Below are 23,126 nucleotides of genomic sequence, written 5' to 3'. Positions count from 1 at the left end.
GCACCCGGTCGTGGATCAGCTTCTCCTCCACCGTGGTCGGGACCACCACGAACTTCTCCTTCCCCCCCCTTCCCGGCTTGATCAGCTTCCCGATCCGGATCTTGCGGGGAAAGCCGTCCTGCTCCCGCAGCCGGTCCCGCTCCAGGAGCTCGTCCAGGGAACGGAGGCGGGTGGTGTAGCTCCCCTGGGGCTCGGCCACAGCCTGGAGCGCCACGAGATCGTGGGCCGCGTAGATGCCCGGCACCGGCGGCGACGGGGGCGGCGGAGTGGGGAGCGCGTGCACCCGCTCGTCGGCGAGCTCGCGTTGCAGCCGCTCTTCCCGTTCGGGCGCAGCGGTATGGTCCTGGTCGGCATTCATCGGATCAGCTCTCAGATTTCATCTTCTTGCGTACAGAAATACTCTATGGTCTTCTGGGCGCAGGTCCGGCAATAGCCGAGCTTTTTGAGCATCGTATTGATCATCCGGTCGTAGAGCTTCTGGTTCTCCTCGTTGGTCCGGTTGGCCAGGGCACCGATGAGGCTCCCCGCGCCGGCGATGTCGCTCTTCAGCCGCACGTCGGTCACCGCCTTCACCAGTTCCAGGTTGTCCATGAAGTCGTAGTTGGGGGCGACGGAGATCTTCTGGCCGTAGATCTTGCGGATGGAGGTCCGGAAGCTCTCCCGCTGCTCGTCGGTCTTGAGGCCGAGCCGGTCCTCCACGTTGCGGACGTAGCGCTCGTCGATCTTCAGGGCCTTCAGCTCGCCGGTCTGGGGGTCCTTGTACTTCCACATCCGGTCGGGTCCCAGGTTCTCCGCGTCGATCCCGATGATCATGTTCACGTAGTTCATGACGTCCTTGCGGATGGCATAGGGTTCGTCCATGTAAGCGTTGAACATCTCGGTCATGATCCGCTCGCGGTAGAGCCCCTTGCCGATCTTCAGGTCCTCCAGGTACTTGGCCCGGTCGTTCTGGTCGGGGACGTAGTCGAGCACGATCCGCTCCAGGGCCTTGAAGACGTCGTGGGCCACCATGCAGCGCCCCTCGTTGGTCTCGGAGCTCTCCACCAGGAGCTGGATGGTGCGCCCCAGGTTCCGCTGGCCGAGCCCCTTCTGGCCGAAGCGCTTCGTGATGTCCTGCTCCTGGCTGAGGATGTCGACCACCTCGGCCAGGGTCTTGAGGCTCTTCTCCCCGGCGATCTCCCCGGCGGCGAGCTTCATGGTCTCGATGGGGGTGAGCTTTTCCGAGCGGGGAAGCCGCGTCAGGACCACCCCGATGCTCGCCGCGTAGTTGAGGTTGGGGTCCTCGTGGAGCTCCTCGCGGCTGAGGGTGGTCTTGGTCTCGCCGCCGATGGCGTAGTCGGTGAGGCTCTCCTGCATCTTGTAGTTGGTGTTGTGGGAGACGTAGCAGATGCGGCAGCGGTCGATGATCGGCGCCTCCTCCTTCTCGGCAAGGAAGCGGTTGAACTCGGAGTTGTTGCTCGTGGCGATGATGAGGGTGTCGATGGGCCAGCGGTAGCCGTCGATCTCGATCACCCGGTTCTGGATGACCCCCAGGTAAACCTGGACCAGGTCCTTCTTGTTCTTGTAGATCTCGTCGGAGAAGTGGATGCCGCCGCCGGCCACCCGGGCCAGGGCGCCGCGGCGCAGGTCGAAGCGGTAGGGGTTGTTGATGTCGGTGATGTGGAGCAGGCGCTGGATCGACTCTTCGCCGAGGAGGTCCACCGCCGACGAGGTGATCTTGTCCTTGGCGGCGTACTTGCCGGTCACGGTGCCCAGCGTCTCGGTGAGGGGGACCGGGATGATCTCGATGAACTTCAGCATCTCGGCCACGTCGCCGCCGGTGAAGTTCCGGATGTCGTTCCAGATGTAGCCGCTGCAGGCCCCCAGCGGCCGGTAGTTGGCGTAGAGACGCTCCAGTTCCCGGTCGGAGAAGCCGAACTCCCGGGCCAGGTAGGCGTCGGTCTCGCCGCGGCTCTCCAGGAGGTTCATGGCGAGGATCATCGGGTCCTCGTAGGTCTGGGACTCGATGACGCCGATCCTGCCGTAGCTCCCGAGCTGCTCCATCCCGACGAAGCGGTAGGTGTACTTGCGGTTCCCCGGTCGGGCGAGAAATTCGCGGTAGCGGGCGCAGATGTACTCGACGACGAAGGTCTTGCCGTTGCCCGGTTCTCCCACCAGGACGAAGGCCATCTCCTTGGAGGAGCCCCCTTCCGCCGCGTCCTTCACGAAGGAGACGAAGCTGTTGATCTCGTCGTACATCCCGACCGGGTGCTTGCGGCCGCTGCGGAAGATCCGGAAGTCGTAGGTCATCCGGCCGTTCACCACCACCTTGTCGATCCCCCCCTCCAGGATCATGCGGGATACTCCCTGGAAGGCGTTCTCGAAGCGGCGTTCCCCCCCCTTGACGGCCGCCGCGTGCTGGGCCAGCGTCCCGATGCTGTTACCGTTCATCGTTTTCTCCCCTCCCTTGTCGCTTCGGGTTCCCGGGGCATCCCCCCGCGTTTATCAATTCATGCTGATCGACTTAATTATACACAATTTTCCCGGGCGCCAAGGTGAGGGAGACATTTTTAGGTAATGGGGTTATTTCGGCTGGTTACAATATGGATAGCGTTGAAGGGGTGACGAGGGGGAACAAAAAAGGGAGGGGACCGAAGCCCCCTCCCTTTCGTTTTGCAGCCGGTGGATGACCGGGCGGCTCTTACATCATGCCGCCCATGCCCCCCATCCCTCCCATGCCGCCGGGCATGGCCGGCATGGCAGCCTCTTCCTTCGGCTTGTCGGCGATCATCGCCTCGGTGGTCAGCATGAGGCCGGCCACGGAAGCGGCGTTCTGCAGCGCCGAGCGGGAAACCTTGGTCGGGTCTATGATCCCGGCGGCGAGCATGTCGACGTACTCGTCGTCGGCGGCGTTGTAGCCGAAGGCGTCCTGGCCGCTCTTCACCTTGTCGACCACGATGGAGCCGTCGACGCCGGCGTTCTGGGCGATCTGGCGGATCGGTGCCTCAAGGGAGGCCTTGATGACGTTGACGCCGAACTGCTGCTCGGCCTCAAGCTTGAGCACGTCGAGGGAGGAGAGGGCGCGGATGTAGGCGACGCCGCCTCCCGGGACGATCCCCTCGTCGACGGCCGCGCGGGTGGCGTGGAGGGCATCCTCGACGCGGGCCTTCTTCTCCTTCATCTCGGTCTCGGTGGCCGCGCCGACCTTGATGACGGCGACGCCCCCCACCAGCTTGGCGAGGCGCTCCTGGAGCTTCTCGCGGTCGTAGTCGCTGGTGGTCTCCTCGATCTGGGCGCGGATCTGCTTGACGCGCCCCTGGATGTCGGCCTCGGTGCCGGCGCCGTCGATGATGGTGGTGTTGTCCTTGTCGATGGTGACGCGCTTGGCGACGCCGAGCATGTCCATGGTGGTGTTCTCGAGCTTGAAGCCGACTTCCTCGGAAATCACCTTGCCGCCGGTGAGGATGGCGATGTCTTCCAGCATCGCCTTGCGGCGGTCACCGAAGCCCGGGGCCTTCACGGCGCAGATGTTGAGGACGCCGCGGAGCTTGTTGACCACCAGGGTGGCCAGGGCCTCGCCCTCGATATCCTCGGCGATGATCAGCAGCGGCCGGCCGCTCTTGGCGGTCTGCTCCAGGACCGGGAGGAGGTCCTTCATGTTGGAGATCTTCTTGTCGTGGATCAGGATCATGACGTTTTCGAGGGATGCCTCCATCCGCTCCGGATCGGTCACGAAGTAGGGAGAGAGGTAGCCGCGGTCGAACTGCATCCCCTCCACGGTCTCAAGGCTGGTCTCCATCGCCTTCGCCTCCTCGACGGTGATGACCCCTTCCTTGCCGACCTTCTCCATGGCCTGGGCGATGATGTCGCCGATGGTCCTGTCGTTGTTGGCGGAGATGGTGCCGACCTGGGCGATCTCCTTGTGGTCCTTGATCGGCTTGGAGATCTTCTGGAGCTCGGCCACGATGGTCTCCACGGCCTTGTCGATGCCGCGCTTGATCTCCATCGGGTTGTGGCCGGCGGCCACCAGCTTGGAGCCCTGGCGGTAGATGGCCTGGGCGAGCACTGTCGCGGTGGTGGTGCCGTCACCGGCAACGTCGGAGGTCTTGGAGGCGACTTCCTTCACCAGCTGGGCCCCCATGTTCTCGAACTTGTCCTCCAGTTCGATCTCCTTGGCGACGGTGACGCCGTCCTTGGTGATGAGGGGGGAGCCGAACGACTTCTCGATGACCACGTTGCGCCCCTTGGGGCCGAGGGTCACCTTGACCGCGTCGGCGAGGGCGTTGACACCTTTCAGGATGGCGTTGCGCCCTTCCTGGTCGAACTTGATGATCTTGGCTGCCATGTCTGCTATTCCTCCTTAAAGTATTCTTCGCATGTCTCGTATGCTGCTTCATGGCACAGCCAAAGGCTCCGGATGCAAGGCGCGTGAGGAGCGGGGCGCGAGGCGTACCGGGCGGTACGTCGAGCGTCCTGCGACGAACACAGCGCCACTAGATGGACCTTTGGCGAAGCCGGCCTACTCGATGACGCCGAGGATGTCGTCCTCGCGCATGATGAGAAACTCCTGCCCTTCGATCTTGATCTCGGTGCCGGCGTACTTGCCGAAGAGCACCTTGTCGCCCGCCTTCAGGTCGACCGGGATCACCTTGCCGTCCTCGGTCTTCTTCCCATTGCCGACGGCGACGATCTCGCCACGCTGGGGCTTTTCCTTGGCGGTGTCGGGGATGAGGATGCCGCCTGCGGTCTTGGTCTCCTCCTCGATCCTCTTGACGATGATGCGGTCCTGCAACGGTCTGAGATTCATCTGCTTCTTCTCCTTTCTTGCCACGTGGGTAGTGTCGCGGGATTTCATCGAAAAAAATTAGCACTCGATCCGGCTGAGTGCTAACACGGAGTAACTATAATCACCGCCTTGGCAAAAATCAAGTCATTCGCGGAAAAATTTTTCGGGGGGCTAGCGGCGTGTGGCGAGGGGAGCGATGATCCGCCGGGCGAGTTCCCGGGCGATGTCGTGGGCGAGGCGGTCGCGCTCCCGCTCGACGGAGGATTTGTCGTGGTCGAAGAAGGTCTCCATCGGGAGGAAGATCTCCACCGACGGCACCCGCATCCCAGGCTCCGTGAGGTAGGCCCGGGCCTTGACCCGGATGTTGGTGGCGCAGCAGCCCGACTCCTCCACGTAGCTCCAGATGTCGCCCGAGATGTAGTGCTGGCCGGAGAGCCAGGCCGGGTCCACGTCCTTCATCTCCTCCTTCAGGATGACGAAGGAGGTGACGCCGGTCTCCCGGCTGTGGCTGTTGAGGAGGTCGACGAAGTCGTTGAAAACCGTCTCGCGGAAACTCTCCGGAACGAGGGCCGCCGTGAAGGGGATGATGTAGACCGTCTTCGCCGCCGCCGGCTTGAACGTGGGGGCGACGGTGACCTTCGGCTTCGGCCCGCAGCCTGACAGCATGAGCGCGGCGAGAAGGACGAGGAGTGAGGAGAGGAAGACCCTCCGCCTCAACAGTCTGCCGGGGGTCACCATTTCCGCTTCGCCATCTCTTCCTGGTGGAACTTCTGGTAGAGGATCTCGTACTCGCGGCTGCCGGGGACCTTGGCCTGGGCGTAGGAGGCGAGCTTCTTCCGGACGATGGCGTCCACCTCTTCGGCAACGGAGAAGAAGGAGGTAATCGCCTCCTTGATGCAGGCAAGCGAGCGGCGCTCGTCCGGAAAGTCGGCCAGGTCGTCCTTCCAGAGCCGGTCGTAGATCCGGTGGGCCAGGTGTGAAATGCGGTCTTCGGAGAGGGCCATTGGTTTCGTGCTCCGTTCTGCGGCGGAAGGGGAGAGGGTCAGAGGACGATCCCCTTCTCCTTTGCCAGTCGATCCTTGATCATCTTCAGCATCTTGTGCCGGTCGATCTCCGTCCTTCCCCCCATGGCGCGAAGCGTCTGCTCCAGGAGGCGCTCCGCCTCCCGTTCCAGCTCCTCCTCCCCCTTCACGTCGGCGGCGATGGCCTTCCGGATCCCGTCGAGGGCCTTGCCCCGCTCGGTCTTGAGGGTGATGAGGCCCGCCGCGGTGAGGGCTTCCAGCACCCGCTCGGCCAGCCGGTTAACCTGTTCGTCTTTGAGTCGCATCGGTTCCTCTCCGTCGCGGGGGGTCGTCAAAAGTTCGTCCATTCTACTGAATCCGGGCGAAAAAGCAAGGCCGCTGCCGCCTGCGGTCAGAAATCGAGGATGCTCGTCGCCACCTGGTCCCAGTAGGTGACGTACCCCTCCCGCCACTTGACGAACCGGACCCTTCCGTCCTGGGAGACGACGATGGCGATGGCATCGTGCACTTCGTTGCAGAGGCGGTAGACCGAGCGGTGCCGGGTGCCGACCCCTTCGGTGTGCTCGGGCTCGGTGCGGGTTCCTTCCAGGTCGAGGGCCCGCCGGACGCAGCGGACCTTTTCGAGCTTCCCCGAGATCTCGGCGCCGAAGCCGAGAATCTCCAGCCGCCTCGTCATCACCACCGCGCCATCGACCGCCGTAAGCGAAGCCACCAGATGGGCGAGCTCGAAGAGCTTTTCGTCCAGCAGGGTGAGGCGCGGGTCTTCGCTCGCCACGTAGTCGTCCCACCCCACCGGCCGGTCCCGGACCCCCGCCTTGCCGAAGACCGTGCAGAGGGCGTTCATGATGTCGAGCAGGATCGTCCTGAAGCGCTGTCGGGGTTCCTCCTCCACGAAGGTGTAGGTGAAGTTGAGGTAGCGGTTGTCGGCCGTGAAGTCGGCGACCCGCTCCGGCGGAATGAAGAGGATGGTGCCGCCGTGGTGGGAGTTGCGGATGATCCCGACGATCCGCCGCACGACATGCTGGGCGATGGTCCGGACGAAGGAGGGGTCGAGGGGGGCCCACCCCGCTCCCTCGCGGCGGCGGGCCGCCTCGTGGAGCGCCATCAGCTCCGTCCGCTCGGCACTGAAGCTTTCCGGGAGCCAGGGAGAGTCGAAGACGTCGAGGCTCGGGCAGGCGATCTCTCCCCCCTTGAGGGTGGCGATGGTGGTGAGGCCGATGCAGGCGGTGATCCGGCCCGGCCCGGTCACGTAGAGGACGAGAACCGGGGGGAGGGGGTTGAAGCTCTTTCCGCCGCCGTGCACCGTCTGGACCCATCGCGGCCCCGACTGGACGAGCCCCCAGATCCACAGGGTCCCGTCGGGGGCGGGGGCGACGCCGACGAGGGAGCGGTAGAAATCGACGACGGGGGACAGCCGTCGCAGCTCGTTCTCGTCGAAGGGGCGCGGGGTGGCGAAGACGATCCGGTGAAATCCGTCCGGCGGCCCCTGATCGGGGGGGAACGCCGCCGGGTCCCGCAGGAGCAGGCGGAAGCGGACCGGGCGCTCCTCTTCCCGCATGAGGCTCGCCTGGTAGCAGGTGGAGATGACGAGTTCCAGCTCCGTCAGGCCGGGAACCGCTTCCGGCTTGATGGCGCCGTAGCGTTCCCGCCAGTCGGGGCAGGTGGGGCGCCCCTCGAAGTGCTCGTGGATGAAGGCGGCAAAATCGCGGGGGTAGAAATGGGGCATCGGTACCTCCGGGCCGGGGGGCGCCCCCTTTGCGCAACAAAGAGGGCTCGCGGCCGGCACGATTCGAACAAAGTGTAGCGGCCGCCGGCCGTTTGTCCACTCCGGCGGCGCGAGTTTCCGCCCGCCCAGGCCCGGGGTTTAAGAGATTGACCTCGCCGCGCCCCCTCTGGTATCGTTGCCGGGCTGCGAGTTACGAACCGGGCAAGGAGGGGGATGTGCTGATCGTAATGAACCACAAGGCGGGAGAGCGGCAGGTGGAGGCCGTCGTCAAGGCGGTGGAGAAGATGGGGCTCAGGGCCGTGCCGATTCCCGGCAGCGAGCGGACCGCCATCGGCGTTCTCGGCAACAGGGGGTACGTGGACGACTCCACCATCCGGGACCTTCCCGGCGTCCAGGAGGTGATCCACGTCTCCAAGCCGTACAAGCTGGTCTCCCGCGACTTCCATCCGCGGCCGACCATCGTCAAGGTCTGCGGCATCCCGGTCGGCGAGGGGAAGCGCCCCGTGGTGGTGGCCGGCCCCTGCGCGGTGGAGAGCGAGGAGCAGATCCTGAAGACCGCCCGGGCCGTGAAGAAGGCCGGGGCCGACATGCTCCGCGGCGGCGCCTTCAAGCCCCGCACCGGCCCCCATACCTTCCAGGGGTTGAGGGAGGAGGGGCTGAAGCTCCTGGCCCTTGCCCGGGAGGAGACGGGGCTCCCGATCGTGACCGAGGTGATGAGCCCCGACACCGTGGGGCTCGTGGCCGACTACGCCGACCTCCTCCAGGTGGGGGCCCGGAACATGCAGAACTTCGAGCTCCTCAAGGAACTTGGCCGGATCCGCAAGCCGGTCCTCCTCAAGCGCGGCATGAGCGCCACCATCGAGGAGTTCCTCGCCGCGGCCGAGTACATCCTCGCCGAGGGGAACCACCAGGTGATCCTCTGCGAGCGCGGCATCCGCACCTTCGAGACCGCCACCCGCAACACCCTCGACCTGGCGGTGGTCCCACTCATCCGCGAGCTGACCCACCTGCCGGTGATGATCGACCCCTCCCATGCCACCGGCAAGCGGAGCCTCGTCCCCCCCATGGCGAAGGCGGCACTCGTGGCCGGGGCCCACGGCGTCCTGGTGGAGGTCCACCCGGAGCCGGACAAGGCGCTCTCCGACGGCCCCCAGTCGCTCACCCTCCCCGGCTTCGAGGCCCTGATGGAGGAGCTGCGGCGGCTCTCGGCGTTCCTCGGCCACGGGGGCGCGACGAGTGAAAATGCCCCTTGATTTCTCCCGGGGGCGACGGTACACTGAAACAAAATTTAGGTTCTCTCTGCCATGCTCGTGAGGCTGACACGCCCGAGCGGAACATTTACTAAAAACGGGAATCTCTTCGAGCCGTGGTGTGCTGCCCCATTACGCGGGATTTGCCTGAAGCGGCATAGGGATTCCCACCTGTAAGGGAACTCGCTGTGAGGCCCTGACGCCAACGGCATGGTGGAGAGATGACGAAAAGGGGGAAGCGGATTGCCGCTTCCCCCTTTTTTTTACCGTCACCGAAGCCTGCCCGCTCAGTGCCGCCCGCCGTTGACCTCCCGCAGGATCGCCGTGAAGAGCGGGTTATGGTCCGAGCGTGAGAGGGAGAGGGCCATCTCCACCTCCGTGACCGTGCCCCGGACCCCCCGTACCGCGTGGCGGGTCGTCTCCCCCACCATCCCGCCGGCGCCGCTGCGCAGGTGCTCCTCGATGCCGTCGCGAACCTTCTCCCCGTCTTCGATGAAGCCGTAGATCGACGCCCCGAGGAGTTCCCCCTTCGGCAGCCCGAAGAGCTCCTCCGCCTTCCTGTTGATGATGACGAGCTTGCCGTCGGCGAGAAAGGTGACGATGGCCGACTGGGCCATCTCCAGCACGTTGCGGTAGCGGTCTTCGGACTCGGCCTGCTGGCGGGTCTTGCGGTCCAGTTCCTCCATCATCTCGTTGAAGGCGGCCACCAGGTCGCCGATCTCGTCCCTCGGGCGGGGGGGGATCCGATCGCCGAAGGCCCCCGTGGCGGTCACCCGGGTGATGGAGTCCGAAACCTGCCGGATCGGGTCGATGATCGTGCGCCGCATCAGGAACGCCATGAGGAGCAAGATGAGACAGAAGGTCAGCCCGCGGTAGGTCAGGTCCAGCTTCAGGTTGGTCCCGGCTTCGTGGTAGAGGTCGGCGAGGGGGATCGAGACCGACACCGCGCCGATCACCTCGCCGATCTTATAGTTGTACGAGAAGTGGCCCCGCGGAAAGCGGGCGCGGACGAACGCCGGGGCATCCTCGAAGCGGCCATGACATTCGAGGCACGACTTCTCGGCCCGCATCACCAGCATGTAGCGAAACAGCGGCTCTTTTCCCGTCTGAACCACGCCGTAGGTTTCGGCCACCTTCCCTTTGGCGAAGATCTTGAGCTGCTCGGTTTCGAACGGGTCGGGGCGGTTGTCGGGGTTGCGGTAGCGGAGCGACACCTGACGGACGTAGTACTTGCTGTCCTTCGTCAACCGCTTGGCCACGTTGGTGGCCACCACCTGGGGGACGAGGTTGTAGTTGTGCTCCGGCTCTCCCTTCACCACGCTCGACATGTAGTCGCGGGTCTCGATGATCTGCCGGGCGATACTGCGGGCGTTATCCACCGCCAGCCGGTTGATGAGGGAGCGCTCCCGCTGGTAGACGAAGAATGCGGCTGTCAGGAAGAGGGCGACGAGGATCGCCGAGAGCATGATGTTGAACTTGGTGCCGATCTTCAGGCTGGCGAACCAGGACATCGGGGCCTCCGAACGGGAATGTCCCTCTTAGTATAGCGGCAGCCCCGTCTCCCGCAAGGCGTCCCTTCACCAGACGTAGTCCCGGGCGATCTCCCGCTTGTCGTGACCGTGCAGGATATGGAGCACCCGCAGCGACTTCAGCTTCACCGGGGAGAGGGAACCGAGGGGGATGTAGACGATCTTCTTCCCCACCCGGGAGGCGATCTGGCGAAAGATGCTCCTGGGGGGGCGGGGCGCGGCATAGACCACGTGCTTTTCGGGGGAGTAGTCGAGGGCGGCCAGCAGGAGCACCTCGCCCTTCGAGCGGGCGAAGGCGTAGTCCGGGTCGCGCCAGACGTCCATCATCCGCCGCGGGGGGTAGGAGAGGAGAAAGCCGCCGTACTCGCAGCGGCAGATGCCGGGGCCGACGATGTTCTCCGCCGGCGGCGTGGCGTAGAACGCCATGTCCGACTCCTGGTCGTGCTCGCCGAGCCAGGTCATCCGGTAGGGAAATTTCCCGTTTCCCCGGTCCTCGTCGAAGATCACCACCACGGAGCCGACCCCCCCCTTCGCCCGCTGCTGCTCCCGGACGTAGATCCGCCCCTCGTGGAGGTTGCGCAGGGTCTCCCGCATGTCGATCCCATCCAGGAGCGACGCCGTGAACGGCTCGGTCCGGGAGAGCTCCTCGGAGAGCTGCCGGGCCCCCTTCTTCTTCAGAAACCGGCCGTAATCCTCGATCACCAGGTCCTCGGGGGGGTAGGAGCAGATGGAGGGGTTGTCGAACCCCTCCAGCCACTCGCCGGGGCGTTTCTCCTTCTTCCGCTTCAGGAATCCCAGGTGCGAGAGCCCTTTGTGCCGTTTCTCCCGGGGGCGGAAGCGGATGCGGCGGGCGCCCCCCCAGAGCTCCTCGGGGGAGATGCTGATGGTCGGCAGATCGGACGCTTCCCGTTGCCAGGGGTAATGGGAGGCAAGGCGCCAGAAGGCGTAGGCGAAGTTGTCGTCCACGCACCCCCGGGCGGCGGCCAGCATCTGGAAGAGGTCGGGGAGGAGCATCTCCGAGATGAGGGCCTGGTTTCGGGCGAAGCGGAAAAAGGCCCGCTTTTGCCAGAGGTGGAGCGGCTCGCCGGTCTCCTGCCGGTAGTGGTGGGCCGCCTCCAGGAAAAGCCGAAGGATGATCCGCTGCCGGTCGGGAAACTCCCCCTCCTGCCCGGCATGGCGGGCGCCCCGCTCGATGGCGTGGCGCAGGAGCTTCGCTTCCGGGATCTCCCGCTTCCCCCCCGAGACCAGCTCGAAGGCGCTGAAGCGTCTGCGAAGGGTCGCCCCGGCCTTGTCGGGCTCCGTCGGGAGGGGCCCGCGGCGCATCTCGTACACCGCCGAGAGGAAGGGGAACTCGCCCAGGATCTCCCGGCACGAATCGGGATGGAGGTTGAAGAGGGCCACGTTCTCGCGCCGCACCCGCTCCAGCGGCGCCGCCTGGGACCGGCCGAATTCCTCCTTCACCCGCTCCAGGTGGAACATGCCGCAGATGAAGAGGATCCGGCCATGCTCCTTTGCCAGCTCCCGGAGCCGGTACGCCATCCCCCGCTCCCGTCGCCGGTCCTCGGGGCCTGGGGGAATGGCGGCGAAGGCCTTGCGGTACTCCCCGTAGTAGGGGGCGAGGCCGATCCGCTGGATGGCATAGGGGTCGGGAAGCGCCTCAAGGTGGAGCGGGTAGGAGTCGGTGTCGACGTCGACGAGATGCAGGGGGATGCCGCGCTCCAGGGAAAGGCGCGCCCCCTCGGTCAGGGGATCGGCCGGCTCGATGAGGAGGTAGACGGTCTCCTTACCCTTCGTTTCGTACCGAAGGGCCGAGATTTCCGGGAGCCGGCCCACGGCCCGCAGGAAAGGAGTTTCCAGGGTCGGCGGAAGCTCGATGGCGATGCAGTCGGGCTTTACGTGTTCCACCGCCTGCCGGACCAGGTGGGCGAACTCCATCCGGTAGTGGAGGATGGGAAGGGCGTGGATGGGGCCGAAGGTTTCGAGGTGGAGACGGTGGGGCATGATCAAAACCGTATCAGGCGAAGCAGCAAATTCCTACTTTTTGAGTTTCTTGACCGTACTCAAGGCGATCTGCTCCTTGCGCGGGTCACCGTTCTGGGCAATCAGGTAGCATGCGTAGCGGGTCAACATGATGTCGTCAACCGATTTTGACGCACCCTTGGGCATCGGTATCGTTTTGCTGAAGTCAACAAAATGGTCGGCAACATCCTGGCCTGATTTTTCGCATGCCGTTTTCGCTTTTTCGATCACCTTCGAAAAGTTGCGCCACTCGTCGTAGTCGAGCAATACCTGCAAATCTCTGGCGAGCCAGTACTCAAGCCCATTTTCCTGATAGGCCGATTCTTCGTAACTTTTGCTTAAACGTACGATGGTCTCCCTTTTCATCGGGTATGTCCTTTCGCTCTTGCGTCAAACTTGTTTTGATCGTTTTGTTGACCTCAACAAAACGATCATGCTTGGAAAGCGGATGGCCCTTTCCCCTTCCGATTAATCGCCCGCAGCAGATAATACGGCATCGAGCGGAACGGGATATGGGAAGCCCGATTTCCGGCCCGTCAGCCGTTCCTTCAGCTTCGAATAATCCCATTCGATCCCGTCGAATTCGGGGGCCGGCTCGACCGTGTAGACCAAGTAGAACTCCTGGCTCGGCGTCCCCGGATAACCGTGTAATTCCCCTCCATGTCGTGGATGATCATGTTCATGTTGGCCATGGCCCAGGTGCCGGGCTCGTTCTCCTGGCCGTAGAGCTTCGCCGGGGCGAAGTTCCCGCGCGAGCGGAGGTTCATCTTCTCGGCCAGCACCAACTCGCACTTGATGAAGAGGCCGGCGGAACCGCAACAGGGGTCGTAAATCTCCATCCCCGGCTCGATCTCCATGATGCGTGCCATGATGAGACCAACCTCGGCAGGGGTGTAGAACTCCCCGGCGCTCTGGCCACTCCCCTCGGCGAACTTGCGGATGAGATATTCGTAGCTCCGGCCGATGATGTCGGGCTCCACGTCCGAGAGTCCCAGCCGCTTCGCGCTGATGGCCTCGATGAGGTTGGAGAGACGGTCGTCATCCAGGTCGCGAACACCATGGGTGGTGGCGTTGAAGTCTACACGATCGATAATTCCCTTGAGGAGAGGGTTGGCATCGGCAATGGCGCGCAGGTGGGAGGTGAGCTGTTCGCCGATCCTGCTGGCGAGAGTACGTATGACCGACCAGACGGTATCGTCCGGACTTTTGGGTTCCAGCGGCAGGTAGAAGCGGACGAGCTTCTTGTCGTGCTTCACCAGCTTGAAGGCCTTGGCGCGCGAGCCGACTTCCCGGGCGATGCGGTTCAACTCGTCGTCGAAGACATCGCACAGGCGCTTGGTGAAGATCAGCGGGAGGATGAATTCCTTGTATTTCGCGGCATCCTTGGCGCCGCGGATGGAACAGGCGGCGTCCCAGATCCAGGATTCGAGGGATTTATCGGTGGGTTCGGGCATTAGTGCTCCTGCCTTGGTGCGGATGTCGAGTAAAGAAAGGTTTATGACTTCAGATACCGCAACGCCTCGTCCCCCAGGACCCGCTCCACCGCAAGCGGCAGAAGCTCCATCGGCTCCCGGCCGGTGGCGGCCATCATCTTGAGGGCGTAGCGGGCGATGTTGATCCCGTCGCGGACCGAGTAGAGCTCGTCGACGGCGTGGGCGCGCTGGAGGAAGTCGACCACGTACTTCAGGATCCGGGGTGGGGCGAAGGGGAGGTTTTCCTTGAGGATCATCAGCTCCTCGTCGGCCTCGGGGAAGTCGATGAAGATCTGGGGCTGGAGCCGGGAGTGGATGTACTCGGGGACCTCGAAGGTGGAGGCGTCCTCGTTCATGGTGACCACGATCCGGAAACTCCGGTGGGCCGGGACCCGAAGCCCGGTGATGATGGACTCCACGTAGCGCCGGTCGTCCAGAAGCGGCGCCAAGGACGCCCACGCCTTCTCGCTCATCCGGTTCCCCTCGTCGAGGATCAGGATCCCCCCCTTCAACATAGCCGACACCAGGGACGAGGCGGCGTACTGGATCTTCCCGTCGGGGCCCACCACCGGGGTGATGATGAGGTCCTCGGGGCGGGTGTCCATGGTGGCCTGGAAGAGGTAGACCGGGCGCCCGAGCCGTTTCGCCGCGGCATAGGCGAGGGTGGTCTTCCCCACCCCGGGCTTGCCGATGAGGCGCGGGTTGAAGGGGATATCCTTCTCGTCGATCACCATCCAGGCGGCGAGGAGCTGCTGCAGAAGCTCCTCCTGGCCGACCCAGCGAAGCGGCAGCTCCACGGGGGCGGCGAGGGATATGGTTATGTTGTCGATCGTTACCTGTTCCATTGCTGTCACCTGTCGATAATGTACATCAGGGCGAGCCGCGCCCGGTTTTCGAGGCACGGGGGGCAGAGGCGCCCCGCATCCGCCCAGAACTCCGCCGAGAGCCACTCCCCCGCCTCCTCCAGGGGGGTGCAGGGGGTTCCCGGCGTGAATGCCGCGCCGCAGACGCCGCAGATTTTTTTCTCCTCACCCATCACCCCTCGCTCCTCACCATTAACCATCTTTACCACAGCGGTTTACGGAATTGCAATCAGCCCCGCCCTTCCGCCCGCCGCACCAGCTCCGCCAGGCAGGCGATGAAGAGGGGGGAGGCGTTGAGGGAGGGGCTGCGGCGGAAGCGGGAGTAGCCGAGCTTGTGGGCCAGCTGGGCGTACTCGATGTCGATCTCGTGGAGGGTCTCGATGTGGTCCGAGACGAAGGAGAGGGGGACGATCAGGAGGTTCTTCACCTCGTGGGCCGCCAGGTGCTCCAGCATCTGCTCCGTGGAGGGCTCCAGCCACTTGACGGGTCCCGCCCGGGACTGGAACGCCAGGTGGTAGGTGACCCCCTCGAAGCGCTCCATAACGAGCCGCACCGTCTCCTCGATGTGGGCGAGGTAGGGGTCCCCCTCGTCGATGAACGACTGGGGGAGGGAGTGGGCGGAAAAGAGGACCTGCACCTCCGCCAGGGGGTGGAAGTCGTCGAGCCCTTCGCGGATCTTCTCGGCCAGGGCGTCGAGGTAGCGGGGGTGGTCGTAGAAACGGTCGACGACGGTGAGGTCGAAGGTGTTTCCCGCCTCGGCCGCCACCCGCTTCAGCTCGTTGATGCTGGAGCCGCCGGTGGCACGGGAGTAGTGGGGGTAGAGGGAGATGGCGATGACCCGCGAGATCCCCTCCCGCCGGATTGCCGCCAGGGCCTCCAGGGTCGAGGGTTTCCAGTAGCGCATCGCCACGAAGCAGCGGTACTCCGCTCCCAGCGCCTCCTCCAAGGCCCGGGCCTGGGCCTCGGTCAGCTCCCGGATCAGTGATTTTCCGCCAATCTCCTCGTACTTCCGCGCGACCCCCCGGGAGCGGCGCCGGGCGATGAGCCGGGCGATGAACGGCTGGAGGAACGCCGGCCCGATCCGGATGATCTCCCGGTCGGAGAAGAGGTTGACGAGAAACGGCTCGACGGCGTCCAGGGAGTCGGGGCCCCCCATCTGGAGGAGGAGGACGGCGGTTTTGTCGGACATGGCTGGTGACCTCGGTGCGGGGGCGTCAGACCACCCGGATGATGAACTCGGGGCACGAGGCGGCGCAGTAGCCGCAGAGGATGCACGCCTCCTCGTCCACCACCGCCTTGCCGCCGACGATTGAGAGTGCCCCGCTGGCGCAGGCGTCGATGCACCCCCCGCACCCCTTGCAGAAGTTCTCCATGATCCGCAGCTTCCGGCGCCGGCTCTCCAGCTCCCGCCAAATGTCGTCCTCGGGGGCGCTGCCGGAGAAAAGGGCGATGTTCGCCTCCACCTCCCCCTCGGAGAGCATCCCGATCGCCACGCCGTGGACCCCTTCGAGCCCCCGGACGTAGGCGAGGCTCGCCCGCGCCTCGGCGATCAGGTTTCCCCCCGCCAGCGCCTTCATGGCGTAGACCCCCTTCCCCGCCCGGGCGCAAGAGGTGATCGCCTCCGCCATCTCCGCCGGACTCCCGTCGATGATCCCCATGCCGGTCCGGTTGATGAGGGGGTGGATCACCTCGATCTCCGGGTGCGCCGCCGCCTTCCGGATGGCGCCGACATAGTGGGACGAAAGCCCCACGTGGCCGATCTTCCCCTCCTCCTTCATCCGCAGGAGCTCCGCCAGCACCTCGGCCCGGTCGGTGAACGGATCGGCCACCCGGGAGCCGTGGAGGTGGACGATGTCGAGCCGCTCGCGCCCCAGTTCCCGCAACCCCTTCTCCACGTGGGCCCGGGCCGTGGGCCCGTCGTTGGCGTGGGTCTTGGTGACGATGGTCACCTCCCCCCGCCAGCCGGCGATCCCTTCCCGCACGTGGGGGTAGGTGTCGTAGAGGGTGGCGGTGTCGAGCATGGTGACCCCCCGCTCCAGGGCGTGGCGGATGAGGCGCCCCCCTTCCGCCGGGGAGAGCCCCGCCTGGAGGGGACCCATGGGGAGGGTGCCGAAGACGAGCGGGAAAAACGAAATGCCGGTGGCGCCGAGCGTTACGTGGTGCATGGAATCCTCCTCGTGGCGGGATGGGGTTGAGCGGCGGTCAGTAGTGGGGGGGCGGTTCCTCTTCCTCGGGCTTCTTCAGGAGCGAGGCTCCCTCCGCCAGGAACTGCTCCCGGAGCCCCTTCAGCTCCCCTTCGAGGCGGTCGATGGAGCGCTGCTGACGAAAGACCACCTCGTTCAGCTCCTGGACGGTCCGCTCCAGGTGGGCAATATGGATCTCCAGGTCGGTGAGCCGGTCCTGCATGGAAACTCCTCCCCTCTCCCCTACATCTCTACCCGCGTCACCACTCCCTGGAGCTTGCTGGCGGGGAGCTTGTTGAACTGGACGAAGTTGGCGCTCTGGCGCTTGATGGCGGAGAAGACGCGCCAGAGCGGGTTGTTGGTGGCGATGTCCTCGATGCCGTAGAAGATGACCTTTTCCTCGATCCCGTTCTTCTTGAGGAGCTTCTCGATGTCGACCATCTCCATGTAGCCCGCCCGGATCTCGAAGGAGTCGAGGCCGGTGCCGAGCCCCTCGGTGAGCTTGGTCTTGACGCCGAAGGGCTCGTCGGTCCGGCCGAGGGAGACGAAGACGTTGCGCTCGTAGATGATGTTGCTCCGGATGATGCAGTGGATGACGTAGGGGGGGACCACCGGCGCCTCGCGGGTGAAGAAGAGGCCGGTGCCGGGGATGTTGCGTCCCTTGCCGTAGATCTGCTCGTAGGAGAGGAGAAAGGTCTCCAGGTCGAGGGGCCTGAGGGCCCGGTAGAGGGCGCGCTGCCCCTGGGTCCAGATGAGGATGACGGCAAAGGGGATCGAGGCGAGGATCAGGGACCAGTAGCCACCATGGGGGAGCTTGTTGAGGCAGGCGAGGAAAAAGACCAGATCGACGGCGGTTACGAGGACGGCAAAGGGGACCTTCCACTTCCTGGTGGTCCGGGAAAAGATCATGATCATCATGACGCCGGTGATGGTCATGGTCCCCGTGACCGCCAGGCCGTAGGCCGCGGCCAGGTTCTCCGACTTCTGGAAGATGAGCATGATGAAGATGACCGCCGCCAGCAGCGACCAGTTGACCGAGCCGATGTAGATCTGGGACTTGAGGTGGCTCGATGTGTAGTCGACCTTCATGAGCGGCATGATCCGGGTGGTGATCCCCTGGTAGATGACCGAGAATACCCCGCTGATCATCGCCTGGGAGGCGATGATGGTCGCCAGGATGGTGAGGATCAGAAACGGGATGTAGAGGAGCGGCGCCTCCCACTGGATCATGCTGAAGAGGAGGTTCTTGGCGTCGGGGTGCCCAAGGGCGAACGCCCCCTGGCCGAAGTAGTTGATGACCAGGGCGCAGAAGACGAAGTACCACGCCCGGATGATCGGACGCCGTCCCAGGTGCCCCATGTCGGCATAGAGGGCCTCGCCCCCGGTGGCGCAGAGGATCACCTCGGAGAGGACGAAGAAGCCGGCAAGCCCGTTCTTGGTCAGAAAGAGAATCGCATAGTGGGGACTTACCGCCCTGACCACCTCGGGATGGGTCGTCATGGCGACGAGGCCGGAGACCGTGAGGGCGACGAACCAGACGATCATGATGGGGCCGAAGGCCCCGGCCACCTTGTCGGTCCCCTTGTACTGGAAGACGAAGAGGACGAAGGCGATGGCGGCGGCGAAGAGGATCAGCGCCCCGTGGTGGAGATTCTCCAGCCCCGGGATGATCAGCATCCCTTCCACGGCGGAGAGGATGCTGATGGCCGGGGTGATGATCCCGTCGCCGAGGAGGAGGGAGACCCCGACGTAGGAGAGAAAGACCACGAACGCCATCCGCCGCCCCGGCTTCAGGAGCCGGATCAGGATCTCCTTGAGGACGATGGTCCCCCCTTCACCCTTGCGCCCGAGACCCATGGCGAGCCAGGCGTACTCGGCGGAGACCAGGATGATGAGGGTCCAGAAGACGAGCGACAGAATCCCGACGACGTTTTCCGGGGTCGGTTTGGTCAGGGCGAAGATGACCGTCAGGGTATAGATCGGGCTCGTCCCGATGTCGCCAAAGACAAGCCCGAGGGACTTGACGATGCCTCCCCAGAAGGAGGCGCCTTCGCTCTGCTTCATTGTTGGTCTCTCCGCACGTGAAATAATCGGCACCTTATAACACTTAGCACCGGTCGTGACAACAGTAAACCGGCGCCGCCACGGGGCAAACTCGGCTTGACGCCTCCGTCCCGCTTCGGGTACTCTGAACGAATGCGCGAAACGTACCAACAGATGAAAAAACCGGAACTTCTCGCCCCCGCCGGGTCGCTGGAAGCCTTCTTCGCCGCCATGGAGAAGGGAGCCGACGCGGTCTACGCGGGGCTGCGGGAATTCTCCGCCCGGGCCAAGGCGAAGAACTTCACCCTCTCCCAGATGGAGCGGATGGTCGCCTACGCCCACGGCCTTAACCGCAAGGTTTACATCACCCTCAACACCCTGGTGAAGGAGGGGGAGCTGCCGCAGCTCGTGGAGACCCTCTCCGCCCTGGAGGCGATGGGGGCCGACGGGGTGATCCTCCAGGACCTGGGGGTCGCCCGCCTCATCCGCGACCACTTCCCGGGACTTCCCCGCCACGCCTCCACCCAGATGACGATCCACAACCTCCCCGGCGTCCGGATGCTGGAGGAGATGGGGTTCGAGCGGGTGGTGCTCGCCCGGGAGCTCCATCTGGACGACATCACCGCCATCTGCCGCGCCTCGAAGGTGGAGATCGAGTGCTTCATCCACGGGGCGCTCTGCTTCGCCGTGTCGGGGCAGTGCTACTTCTCCTCCTTTCTCGGCGGCCACAGCGGCAACCGGGGGCGCTGCGCCCAGCCATGCCGGCGCCAGTACCGCCACCGGGGGAAGGAGGGGTACTACCTCTCCACCAACGACCTCTCCGTCGTCGATCTCATCCCTGAGATGGCCGCCGCCGGCGTCGCCTCCCTCAAGATCGAGGGGCGGATGAAGTCGGCCGAGTACGTGGCGAGCGTGGTGGAGGCCTACCGCCTCGTCCTCGACGCCCCTGAGCGGAAACGTGCCGAGGCGGCGGCCCGGGCCAAGGAGATCCTGAAGCTCTCCTTCGGCCGGGTGCCGACCAGGGGGTTTCTCGCCTCCCGCACCCCCACCGACATCGCCACCCCGACCCTGCGGGGGGCCACCGGCCGCTTCCTCGGCGAGATCAGGAGCGTGCGCGGCGACCGGATCACCTTCGAGAGCCGGGACCGGCTCTTCGTCGGCGACCGGGTCCGGGTCCAGCCGAAGAGCGACATGGCGGGGCGCGCCTTCACGGTGAAGGAGCTCTTCGTGGGCAAAGAGCGGGTGAAGTCGGCCCGGGAGAAAAGCCTCGTCACCGTGGTGGCGCCGTTTGCCTTCAAGACGGGGGATGCGGTCTTCAAGGTCTCCTCCGAGACCGCCTTCACCATGAGCGAGAACGCCTGCCTGAAGCGCCTGGAGGCGGTGCGGACCGGGAAGGTCCCGTGCGACCTGGAGCTCACTCTCGACGGTGAAACGCTGCGGGTGGCCGCCCGGGCCGGCGGCGGCACGCTTGCCGCCTCCTTCCCCCTGAGCACCCTGGAGCCGTCCCGCACCGCGGATATGGCGGGGGTGCTCCGGGCCCAGTTCTCCCGCACCGGCGAGACCCCCTTCGAGCTTCGCTCCCTGGCGGCGCCGGGGTTCCCGGCGGTCCTCATCCCGCCGGCCCGGCTCAAGGAGATCCGCCGGGAGTTCTACGCCCGGCTCGCCGGGGAGGTGACGGCGGAGGCCGGAAAGCGCCGGGGGGAGGCGCGGCGGCGCGTCCTCGCCTCCCTGGTCCCCGCCGGGGTGCCGGCCCGCCCCCCCCGCCCCGAGGTCACGGTGCGGGGGGAGCATCTCCGGGATGCCACGCTCTTGCGCCAGCCGGGGATCGACGCCATCCTCCTCCCGGTCTCCCGGGCCAACCTCCACCAGCTCCCTTCATCGGCCCGAAGGCTTCGGGGGGACGAGGGGCGGATCGTCTGGCACCTCCCCTTCATTATCTTCGACGCTGACCTCCCCTTCTACGAGGAGGCGATCGACGCCCTCTGTGCCCACGGCTTCCGGCGCTTCGAGCTGGCAAACCTCTCCCACTTCGCGCTCCTGAAGGGGCGCGAAGTGGAGCTCTCCACCGACTTTAGGCTCTTCTCCCTCAACACCCAGGCCCTTCTCGCCTGGCGGGAACTCGGCGCCGAGGCCGCCACCCTCTACATCGAGGACGACGCCGAAAACATGGCGACGCTCCTGGCGGCCGAGCTGCCGCTGCGGCGGCGGGTCCTGGTCTACGGGGCCGTCCCCGCCATGACCACCCGGATCGCCATCAAGGGGGTGAAGGGGGACGCGCCACTCGTCTCCGACCGGGGAGAGGAGTACGAGGTGGCGGTGCGGGGGAACCTCACCACCATCACCCCGGCGACCCGCTTCTCCCTCACCCACTTCCGGGGAAAGCTCCAGGAGGCCGGATGCGGCTCCTTCGTGGTGGACCTCTCCCAGGCGCCGCGGGAGAAATGGCGGCCGATCCTCGACGCGCTTGCCCGGGGGGAGGCGCTCCCCGGGACGAGCGAATTCAATTTCGTCATGGGGCTGGTGTAGGAAAAAAGAAAGGCTTTTCGGATATGACCACTGACCCCACTCCGTCGGACTACCTCGTCCGCATCATCACGAAGAACGGCGCCGTCCGGGCGCTGGCCTGCGCCACCACGGGGCTCGTGGCCGACGCCTGCCGCCGCCACGGCACCTGGCCCACTGCCTCGGCGGCCCTGGGGCGGGGGCTTACCGCCGGCGCCCTCATGGGGGCGCTCCTCAAGACCGGCCAGCGGGTGGCGCTTCGGTTCGAGGGGAACGGCCCCCTGAAAAAGGTCCTCGTGGAGGCCGACGCCAACGGCGCCGTCCGGGGGGGGGTCGGCAACCCCGAGGTCTCCCCCGTGCGGGATGACGGAAAGCTCGACGTGGGGGGCGCCCTCGGCCGGGCGGGGCTTCTGACCGTCACCAAGGACCTCGGGCTCAAGGAGCCGTACACCGGCACCGTGATCCTTTACACGAGCGAGATCGCCGAGGATCTGGCCTGGTATCTCACCGAGTCGGAGCAGATCCCGTCGGCCGTGGGGCTCGGGACCTACGTGGAGCCGGACGGGAGCGTCTCCGCCGCCGGCGGCTTCCTGATCCAGGCCCTCCCCCCGGGGGACGAAGAGCTTGTGGACCGGCTCATGGCCCGCATCGGGGAGATGCCCCCGGTGACGGAGCTCCTCCGGCGGGGGGTGACCCCCGAGGGGATGCTGGCGTATCTCTTCGACGGGATTCCCTGCGACACCCTGGAGAAGCGGGCCCTCGCCTTCGTCTGCTCCTGCAGCCGGGAGCGGACCGAGCGGCTCCTCGTCTCCCTCGGAAAGGCAGACCTCGCCGCCCTGATCGACGAGCAGGGGGGGGCCGAGGTCACCTGCGAGCTCTGCCGCGAGCGGTACCGGTTCGACCGGGGGGAGCTGGAGCGCCTGCTGACGGGGCTCTCCGCCCACTAGACATATCAGGAGCCTGTCGGACTTAGCCAGCCGTCTTCCGGGCGCCCCCCACGTCTCGCAAATCCCCCCGCCGGGTGTATACTGTGCTGTGCAGGCAGCGCCCGCCCGGAGGGTTTTTCATGAAGATTTACGACATTACCGTTCCCCTCTCCCCCGACCTTCCCATCTACCCCGGCGACCCCGCCGTCACCATCGAAGCGGTGACCCGCATCGCCCGGGGGGATACGGCCAACGTCTCCCGCCTCTCCCTCTCCACCCACGCCGGCACCCACCTCGATGTCCCCCGTCACTGCCGCGACGGCGGCGCCACCGTGGATCAGCTCCCCCCGGCGCTTCTTGTCGGCGACGCCCGGGTGGTGGAGGTGCGGGAGGTGCACGCCATCGGGGCGCGGGAGCTTGCCCGCCTCCCGGTGCGGGGGGCGGAGCGGCTCCTGCTCAAGACCGGCAATTCGCTCCTCTGGGACCGCCCCGGCTTCCAGGACGACTTCGCCTTCCTCACCGAGGAGGGGGCACGGTATCTCGTCGAGGGGGGGGTGAGGCTCGTGGGGATCGACTACCTCTCCATCGAGCGGTTCGGCGGCGACGGGACGGTCCACCGTCTCCTCCTGGACGCCGGGGTCATGGTCCTCGAAGGGCTGAACCTGGAGGGGGTGGCGCCGGGGGCCTACGAGCTGATCTGCCTCCCCCTCAAGGTGGCCGGGGGGGACGGCGCCCCGGCCCGGGCGCTCCTCCGGAGCCGGGAGCCGGGGGGGGAGAAGCCGGCGCCGGACCTCCACACGACCCGCTGGCCCCTTTCCTGACGAGG

General features: G+C 65.7%; 21 protein-coding genes, 1 other RNA gene and 1 pseudogene. 5 read left to right on the top strand and 18 right to left on the bottom strand.

Annotated features, from left to right (window positions below):
- The 8 genes and pseudogenes from M6689_RS14485 to M6689_RS14450 all read right to left on the bottom strand — a co-directional run.
- Positions 1–358: pseudogene (locus M6689_RS14485) on the bottom strand (hypothetical protein); the annotation flags it as partial.
- 11 nt (positions 359–369) lie between these two features.
- Entirely contained in the window at positions 370–2,430 is a 2,061-nt protein-coding gene (locus M6689_RS14480) for a serine protein kinase PrkA (RefSeq protein WP_298273128.1), read from the bottom strand.
- A 250-nt stretch (positions 2,431–2,680) separates the two neighbouring features.
- Positions 2,681–4,324 carry a chaperonin GroEL gene (gene groL, locus M6689_RS14475; RefSeq protein WP_298273127.1) on the bottom strand — a complete coding sequence of 548 codons (1,644 nt, stop codon included), beginning with the start codon at positions 4,322–4,324 and terminating at the stop codon, positions 2,681–2,683.
- Between the two features lie 174 nt (positions 4,325–4,498).
- A complete protein-coding gene (gene groES, locus M6689_RS14470; protein WP_298273126.1) occupies positions 4,499–4,786 on the bottom strand; it encodes a co-chaperone GroES in 288 nt (95 codons plus the stop codon).
- Between the two features lie 150 nt (positions 4,787–4,936).
- Positions 4,937–5,503 carry a hypothetical protein gene (locus M6689_RS14465; protein WP_298273125.1) on the bottom strand — a complete coding sequence of 189 codons (567 nt, stop codon included), beginning with the start codon at positions 5,501–5,503 and terminating at the stop codon, positions 4,937–4,939.
- Positions 5,497–5,769 (bottom strand): DUF507 family protein, encoded by a 273-nt coding sequence (locus M6689_RS14460; RefSeq protein ID WP_298273123.1) that lies wholly within the window; start codon positions 5,767–5,769, stop codon positions 5,497–5,499. Before M6689_RS14460 ends, M6689_RS14465 begins: the two co-directional genes overlap by 7 nt.
- A 38-nt stretch (positions 5,770–5,807) precedes the next feature.
- Positions 5,808–6,134 (bottom strand): DUF507 family protein, encoded by a 327-nt coding sequence (locus M6689_RS14455; RefSeq protein WP_298273122.1) that lies wholly within the window; start codon positions 6,132–6,134, stop codon positions 5,808–5,810.
- 44 nt (positions 6,135–6,178) lie between these two features.
- Entirely contained in the window at positions 6,179–7,513 is a 1,335-nt protein-coding gene (locus M6689_RS14450; RefSeq protein ID WP_298273121.1) for a putative sensor domain DACNV-containing protein, read from the bottom strand.
- Positions 7,514–7,728: 215 nt separating this feature from the next.
- On the opposite strand from M6689_RS14450, the gene aroF reads away from it, so the two are divergent.
- A complete protein-coding gene (gene aroF, locus M6689_RS14445) occupies positions 7,729–8,766 on the top strand; it encodes a 3-deoxy-7-phosphoheptulonate synthase (RefSeq protein WP_298273120.1) in 1,038 nt (345 codons plus the stop codon).
- Between the two features lie 40 nt (positions 8,767–8,806).
- Positions 8,807–8,987: non-coding RNA, 6S RNA (gene ssrS / locus M6689_RS14440), on the top strand.
- Between the two features lie 63 nt (positions 8,988–9,050).
- Here ssrS and M6689_RS14435 read toward each other — a convergent pair.
- The 10 genes from M6689_RS14435 to M6689_RS14390 all read right to left on the bottom strand — a co-directional run bounded on the left by M6689_RS14435 (position 9,051) and on the right by M6689_RS14390 (position 18,893).
- Complete coding sequence (locus M6689_RS14435) at positions 9,051–10,274, bottom strand: DUF3365 domain-containing protein (protein ID WP_298273119.1); 1,224 nt, start codon at positions 10,272–10,274, stop codon at positions 9,051–9,053.
- A 66-nt stretch (positions 10,275–10,340) separates the two neighbouring features.
- Complete coding sequence (locus tag M6689_RS14430; RefSeq protein ID WP_298273118.1) at positions 10,341–12,293, bottom strand: hypothetical protein; 1,953 nt, start codon at positions 12,291–12,293, stop codon at positions 10,341–10,343.
- Between the two features lie 33 nt (positions 12,294–12,326).
- Positions 12,327–12,677 (bottom strand): BRO family protein, encoded by a 351-nt coding sequence (locus tag M6689_RS14425; protein WP_298273117.1) that lies wholly within the window; start codon positions 12,675–12,677, stop codon positions 12,327–12,329.
- Between the two features lie 182 nt (positions 12,678–12,859).
- On the bottom strand, positions 12,860–13,765 hold the full coding sequence (locus M6689_RS14420; RefSeq protein WP_298273116.1) for a class I SAM-dependent DNA methyltransferase: 906 nt from the start codon (positions 13,763–13,765) through the stop codon (positions 12,860–12,862).
- A 41-nt stretch (positions 13,766–13,806) separates the two neighbouring features.
- Entirely contained in the window at positions 13,807–14,628 is an 822-nt protein-coding gene (locus M6689_RS14415) for an AAA family ATPase (protein ID WP_298273115.1), read from the bottom strand.
- Between the two features lie 5 nt (positions 14,629–14,633).
- Positions 14,634–14,819, bottom strand: a complete 186-nt coding sequence (locus M6689_RS14410) for a hypothetical protein (protein ID WP_298273114.1) — start codon at positions 14,817–14,819, stop codon at positions 14,634–14,636.
- Between the two features lie 56 nt (positions 14,820–14,875).
- Positions 14,876–15,835: a ferrochelatase gene (gene hemH, locus M6689_RS14405; RefSeq protein ID WP_298273113.1), complete on the bottom strand. Its 960-nt coding sequence runs from the start codon at positions 15,833–15,835 to the stop codon at positions 14,876–14,878.
- A 25-nt stretch (positions 15,836–15,860) separates the two neighbouring features.
- Complete coding sequence (locus M6689_RS14400) at positions 15,861–16,811, bottom strand: aldo/keto reductase (RefSeq protein WP_298273112.1); 951 nt, start codon at positions 16,809–16,811, stop codon at positions 15,861–15,863.
- Between the two features lie 37 nt (positions 16,812–16,848).
- Entirely contained in the window at positions 16,849–17,052 is a 204-nt protein-coding gene (locus M6689_RS14395) for a SlyX family protein (protein WP_298273111.1), read from the bottom strand.
- A 20-nt stretch (positions 17,053–17,072) separates the two neighbouring features.
- Entirely contained in the window at positions 17,073–18,893 is a 1,821-nt protein-coding gene (locus M6689_RS14390) for a KUP/HAK/KT family potassium transporter (RefSeq protein WP_298273109.1), read from the bottom strand.
- Positions 18,894–19,025: 132 nt separating this feature from the next.
- On the opposite strand from M6689_RS14390, the gene M6689_RS14385 reads away from it, so the two are divergent.
- The 3 genes from M6689_RS14385 to M6689_RS14375 all read left to right on the top strand — a co-directional run bounded on the left by M6689_RS14385 (position 19,026) and on the right by M6689_RS14375 (position 23,121).
- Positions 19,026–21,398: a U32 family peptidase gene (locus M6689_RS14385; protein WP_298273108.1), complete on the top strand. Its 2,373-nt coding sequence runs from the start codon at positions 19,026–19,028 to the stop codon at positions 21,396–21,398.
- A gap of 23 nt (positions 21,399–21,421) precedes the next feature.
- Complete coding sequence (gene hslO / locus M6689_RS14380; RefSeq protein ID WP_298273106.1) at positions 21,422–22,321, top strand: Hsp33 family molecular chaperone HslO; 900 nt, start codon at positions 21,422–21,424, stop codon at positions 22,319–22,321.
- A 119-nt stretch (positions 22,322–22,440) separates the two neighbouring features.
- Positions 22,441–23,121, top strand: coding sequence for a cyclase family protein (locus M6689_RS14375; RefSeq protein WP_298273105.1), 681 nt, complete (start codon positions 22,441–22,443; stop codon positions 23,119–23,121).
- Positions 23,122–23,126 lie beyond the last annotated feature (5 nt).

Source organism: Geobacter sp., from assembly GCF_027327745.1.
In the GTDB taxonomy this organism is placed as follows: domain Bacteria; phylum Desulfobacterota; class Desulfuromonadia; order Geobacterales; family Geobacteraceae; genus Geobacter.
This window is presented reverse-complemented; position numbering and strand designations above follow the sequence as displayed.

Bases quoted from the DNA above. Each gene is read 5' to 3' on its own strand.
- M6689_RS14480 (WP_298273128.1), bottom strand. From the start codon at position 2,430: ATGAACGGTAACAGCATCGGGACGCTGGCCCAGCACGCGGCGGCCGTC.
- groL (WP_298273127.1), bottom strand. From the start codon at position 4,324: ATGGCAGCCAAGATCATCAAGTTCGACCAGGAAGGGCGCAACGCCATC.
- M6689_RS14425 (WP_298273117.1), bottom strand. From the start codon at position 12,677: ATGAAAAGGGAGACCATCGTACGTTTAAGCAAAAGTTACGAAGAATCG.
- M6689_RS14450 (WP_298273121.1), bottom strand. From the start codon at position 7,513: ATGCCCCATTTCTACCCCCGCGATTTTGCCGCCTTCATCCACGAGCAC.
- hslO (WP_298273106.1), top strand. From the start codon at position 21,422: ATGACCACTGACCCCACTCCGTCGGACTACCTCGTCCGCATCATCACG.
- M6689_RS14415 (WP_298273115.1), bottom strand. From the start codon at position 14,628: ATGGAACAGGTAACGATCGACAACATAACCATATCCCTCGCCGCCCCC.
- M6689_RS14395 (WP_298273111.1), bottom strand. From the start codon at position 17,052: ATGCAGGACCGGCTCACCGACCTGGAGATCCATATTGCCCACCTGGAG.
- M6689_RS14465 (WP_298273125.1), bottom strand. From the start codon at position 5,503: ATGGTGACCCCCGGCAGACTGTTGAGGCGGAGGGTCTTCCTCTCCTCA.
- M6689_RS14375 (WP_298273105.1), top strand. From the start codon at position 22,441: ATGAAGATTTACGACATTACCGTTCCCCTCTCCCCCGACCTTCCCATC.
- M6689_RS14435 (WP_298273119.1), bottom strand. From the start codon at position 10,274: ATGTCCTGGTTCGCCAGCCTGAAGATCGGCACCAAGTTCAACATCATG.
- M6689_RS14430 (WP_298273118.1), bottom strand. From the start codon at position 12,293: ATGCCCCACCGTCTCCACCTCGAAACCTTCGGCCCCATCCACGCCCTT.
- M6689_RS14460 (WP_298273123.1), bottom strand. From the start codon at position 5,769: ATGGCCCTCTCCGAAGACCGCATTTCACACCTGGCCCACCGGATCTAC.
- M6689_RS14385 (WP_298273108.1), top strand. From the start codon at position 19,026: ATGCGCGAAACGTACCAACAGATGAAAAAACCGGAACTTCTCGCCCCC.
- hemH (WP_298273113.1), bottom strand. From the start codon at position 15,835: ATGTCCGACAAAACCGCCGTCCTCCTCCTCCAGATGGGGGGCCCCGAC.
- M6689_RS14455 (WP_298273122.1), bottom strand. From the start codon at position 6,134: ATGGACGAACTTTTGACGACCCCCCGCGACGGAGAGGAACCGATGCGA.
- M6689_RS14390 (WP_298273109.1), bottom strand. From the start codon at position 18,893: ATGAAGCAGAGCGAAGGCGCCTCCTTCTGGGGAGGCATCGTCAAGTCC.
- groES (WP_298273126.1), bottom strand. From the start codon at position 4,786: ATGAATCTCAGACCGTTGCAGGACCGCATCATCGTCAAGAGGATCGAG.
- M6689_RS14420 (WP_298273116.1), bottom strand. From the start codon at position 13,765: ATGCCCGAACCCACCGATAAATCCCTCGAATCCTGGATCTGGGACGCC.
- M6689_RS14410 (WP_298273114.1), bottom strand. From the start codon at position 14,819: ATGGGTGAGGAGAAAAAAATCTGCGGCGTCTGCGGCGCGGCATTCACG.
- M6689_RS14400 (WP_298273112.1), bottom strand. From the start codon at position 16,811: ATGCACCACGTAACGCTCGGCGCCACCGGCATTTCGTTTTTCCCGCTC.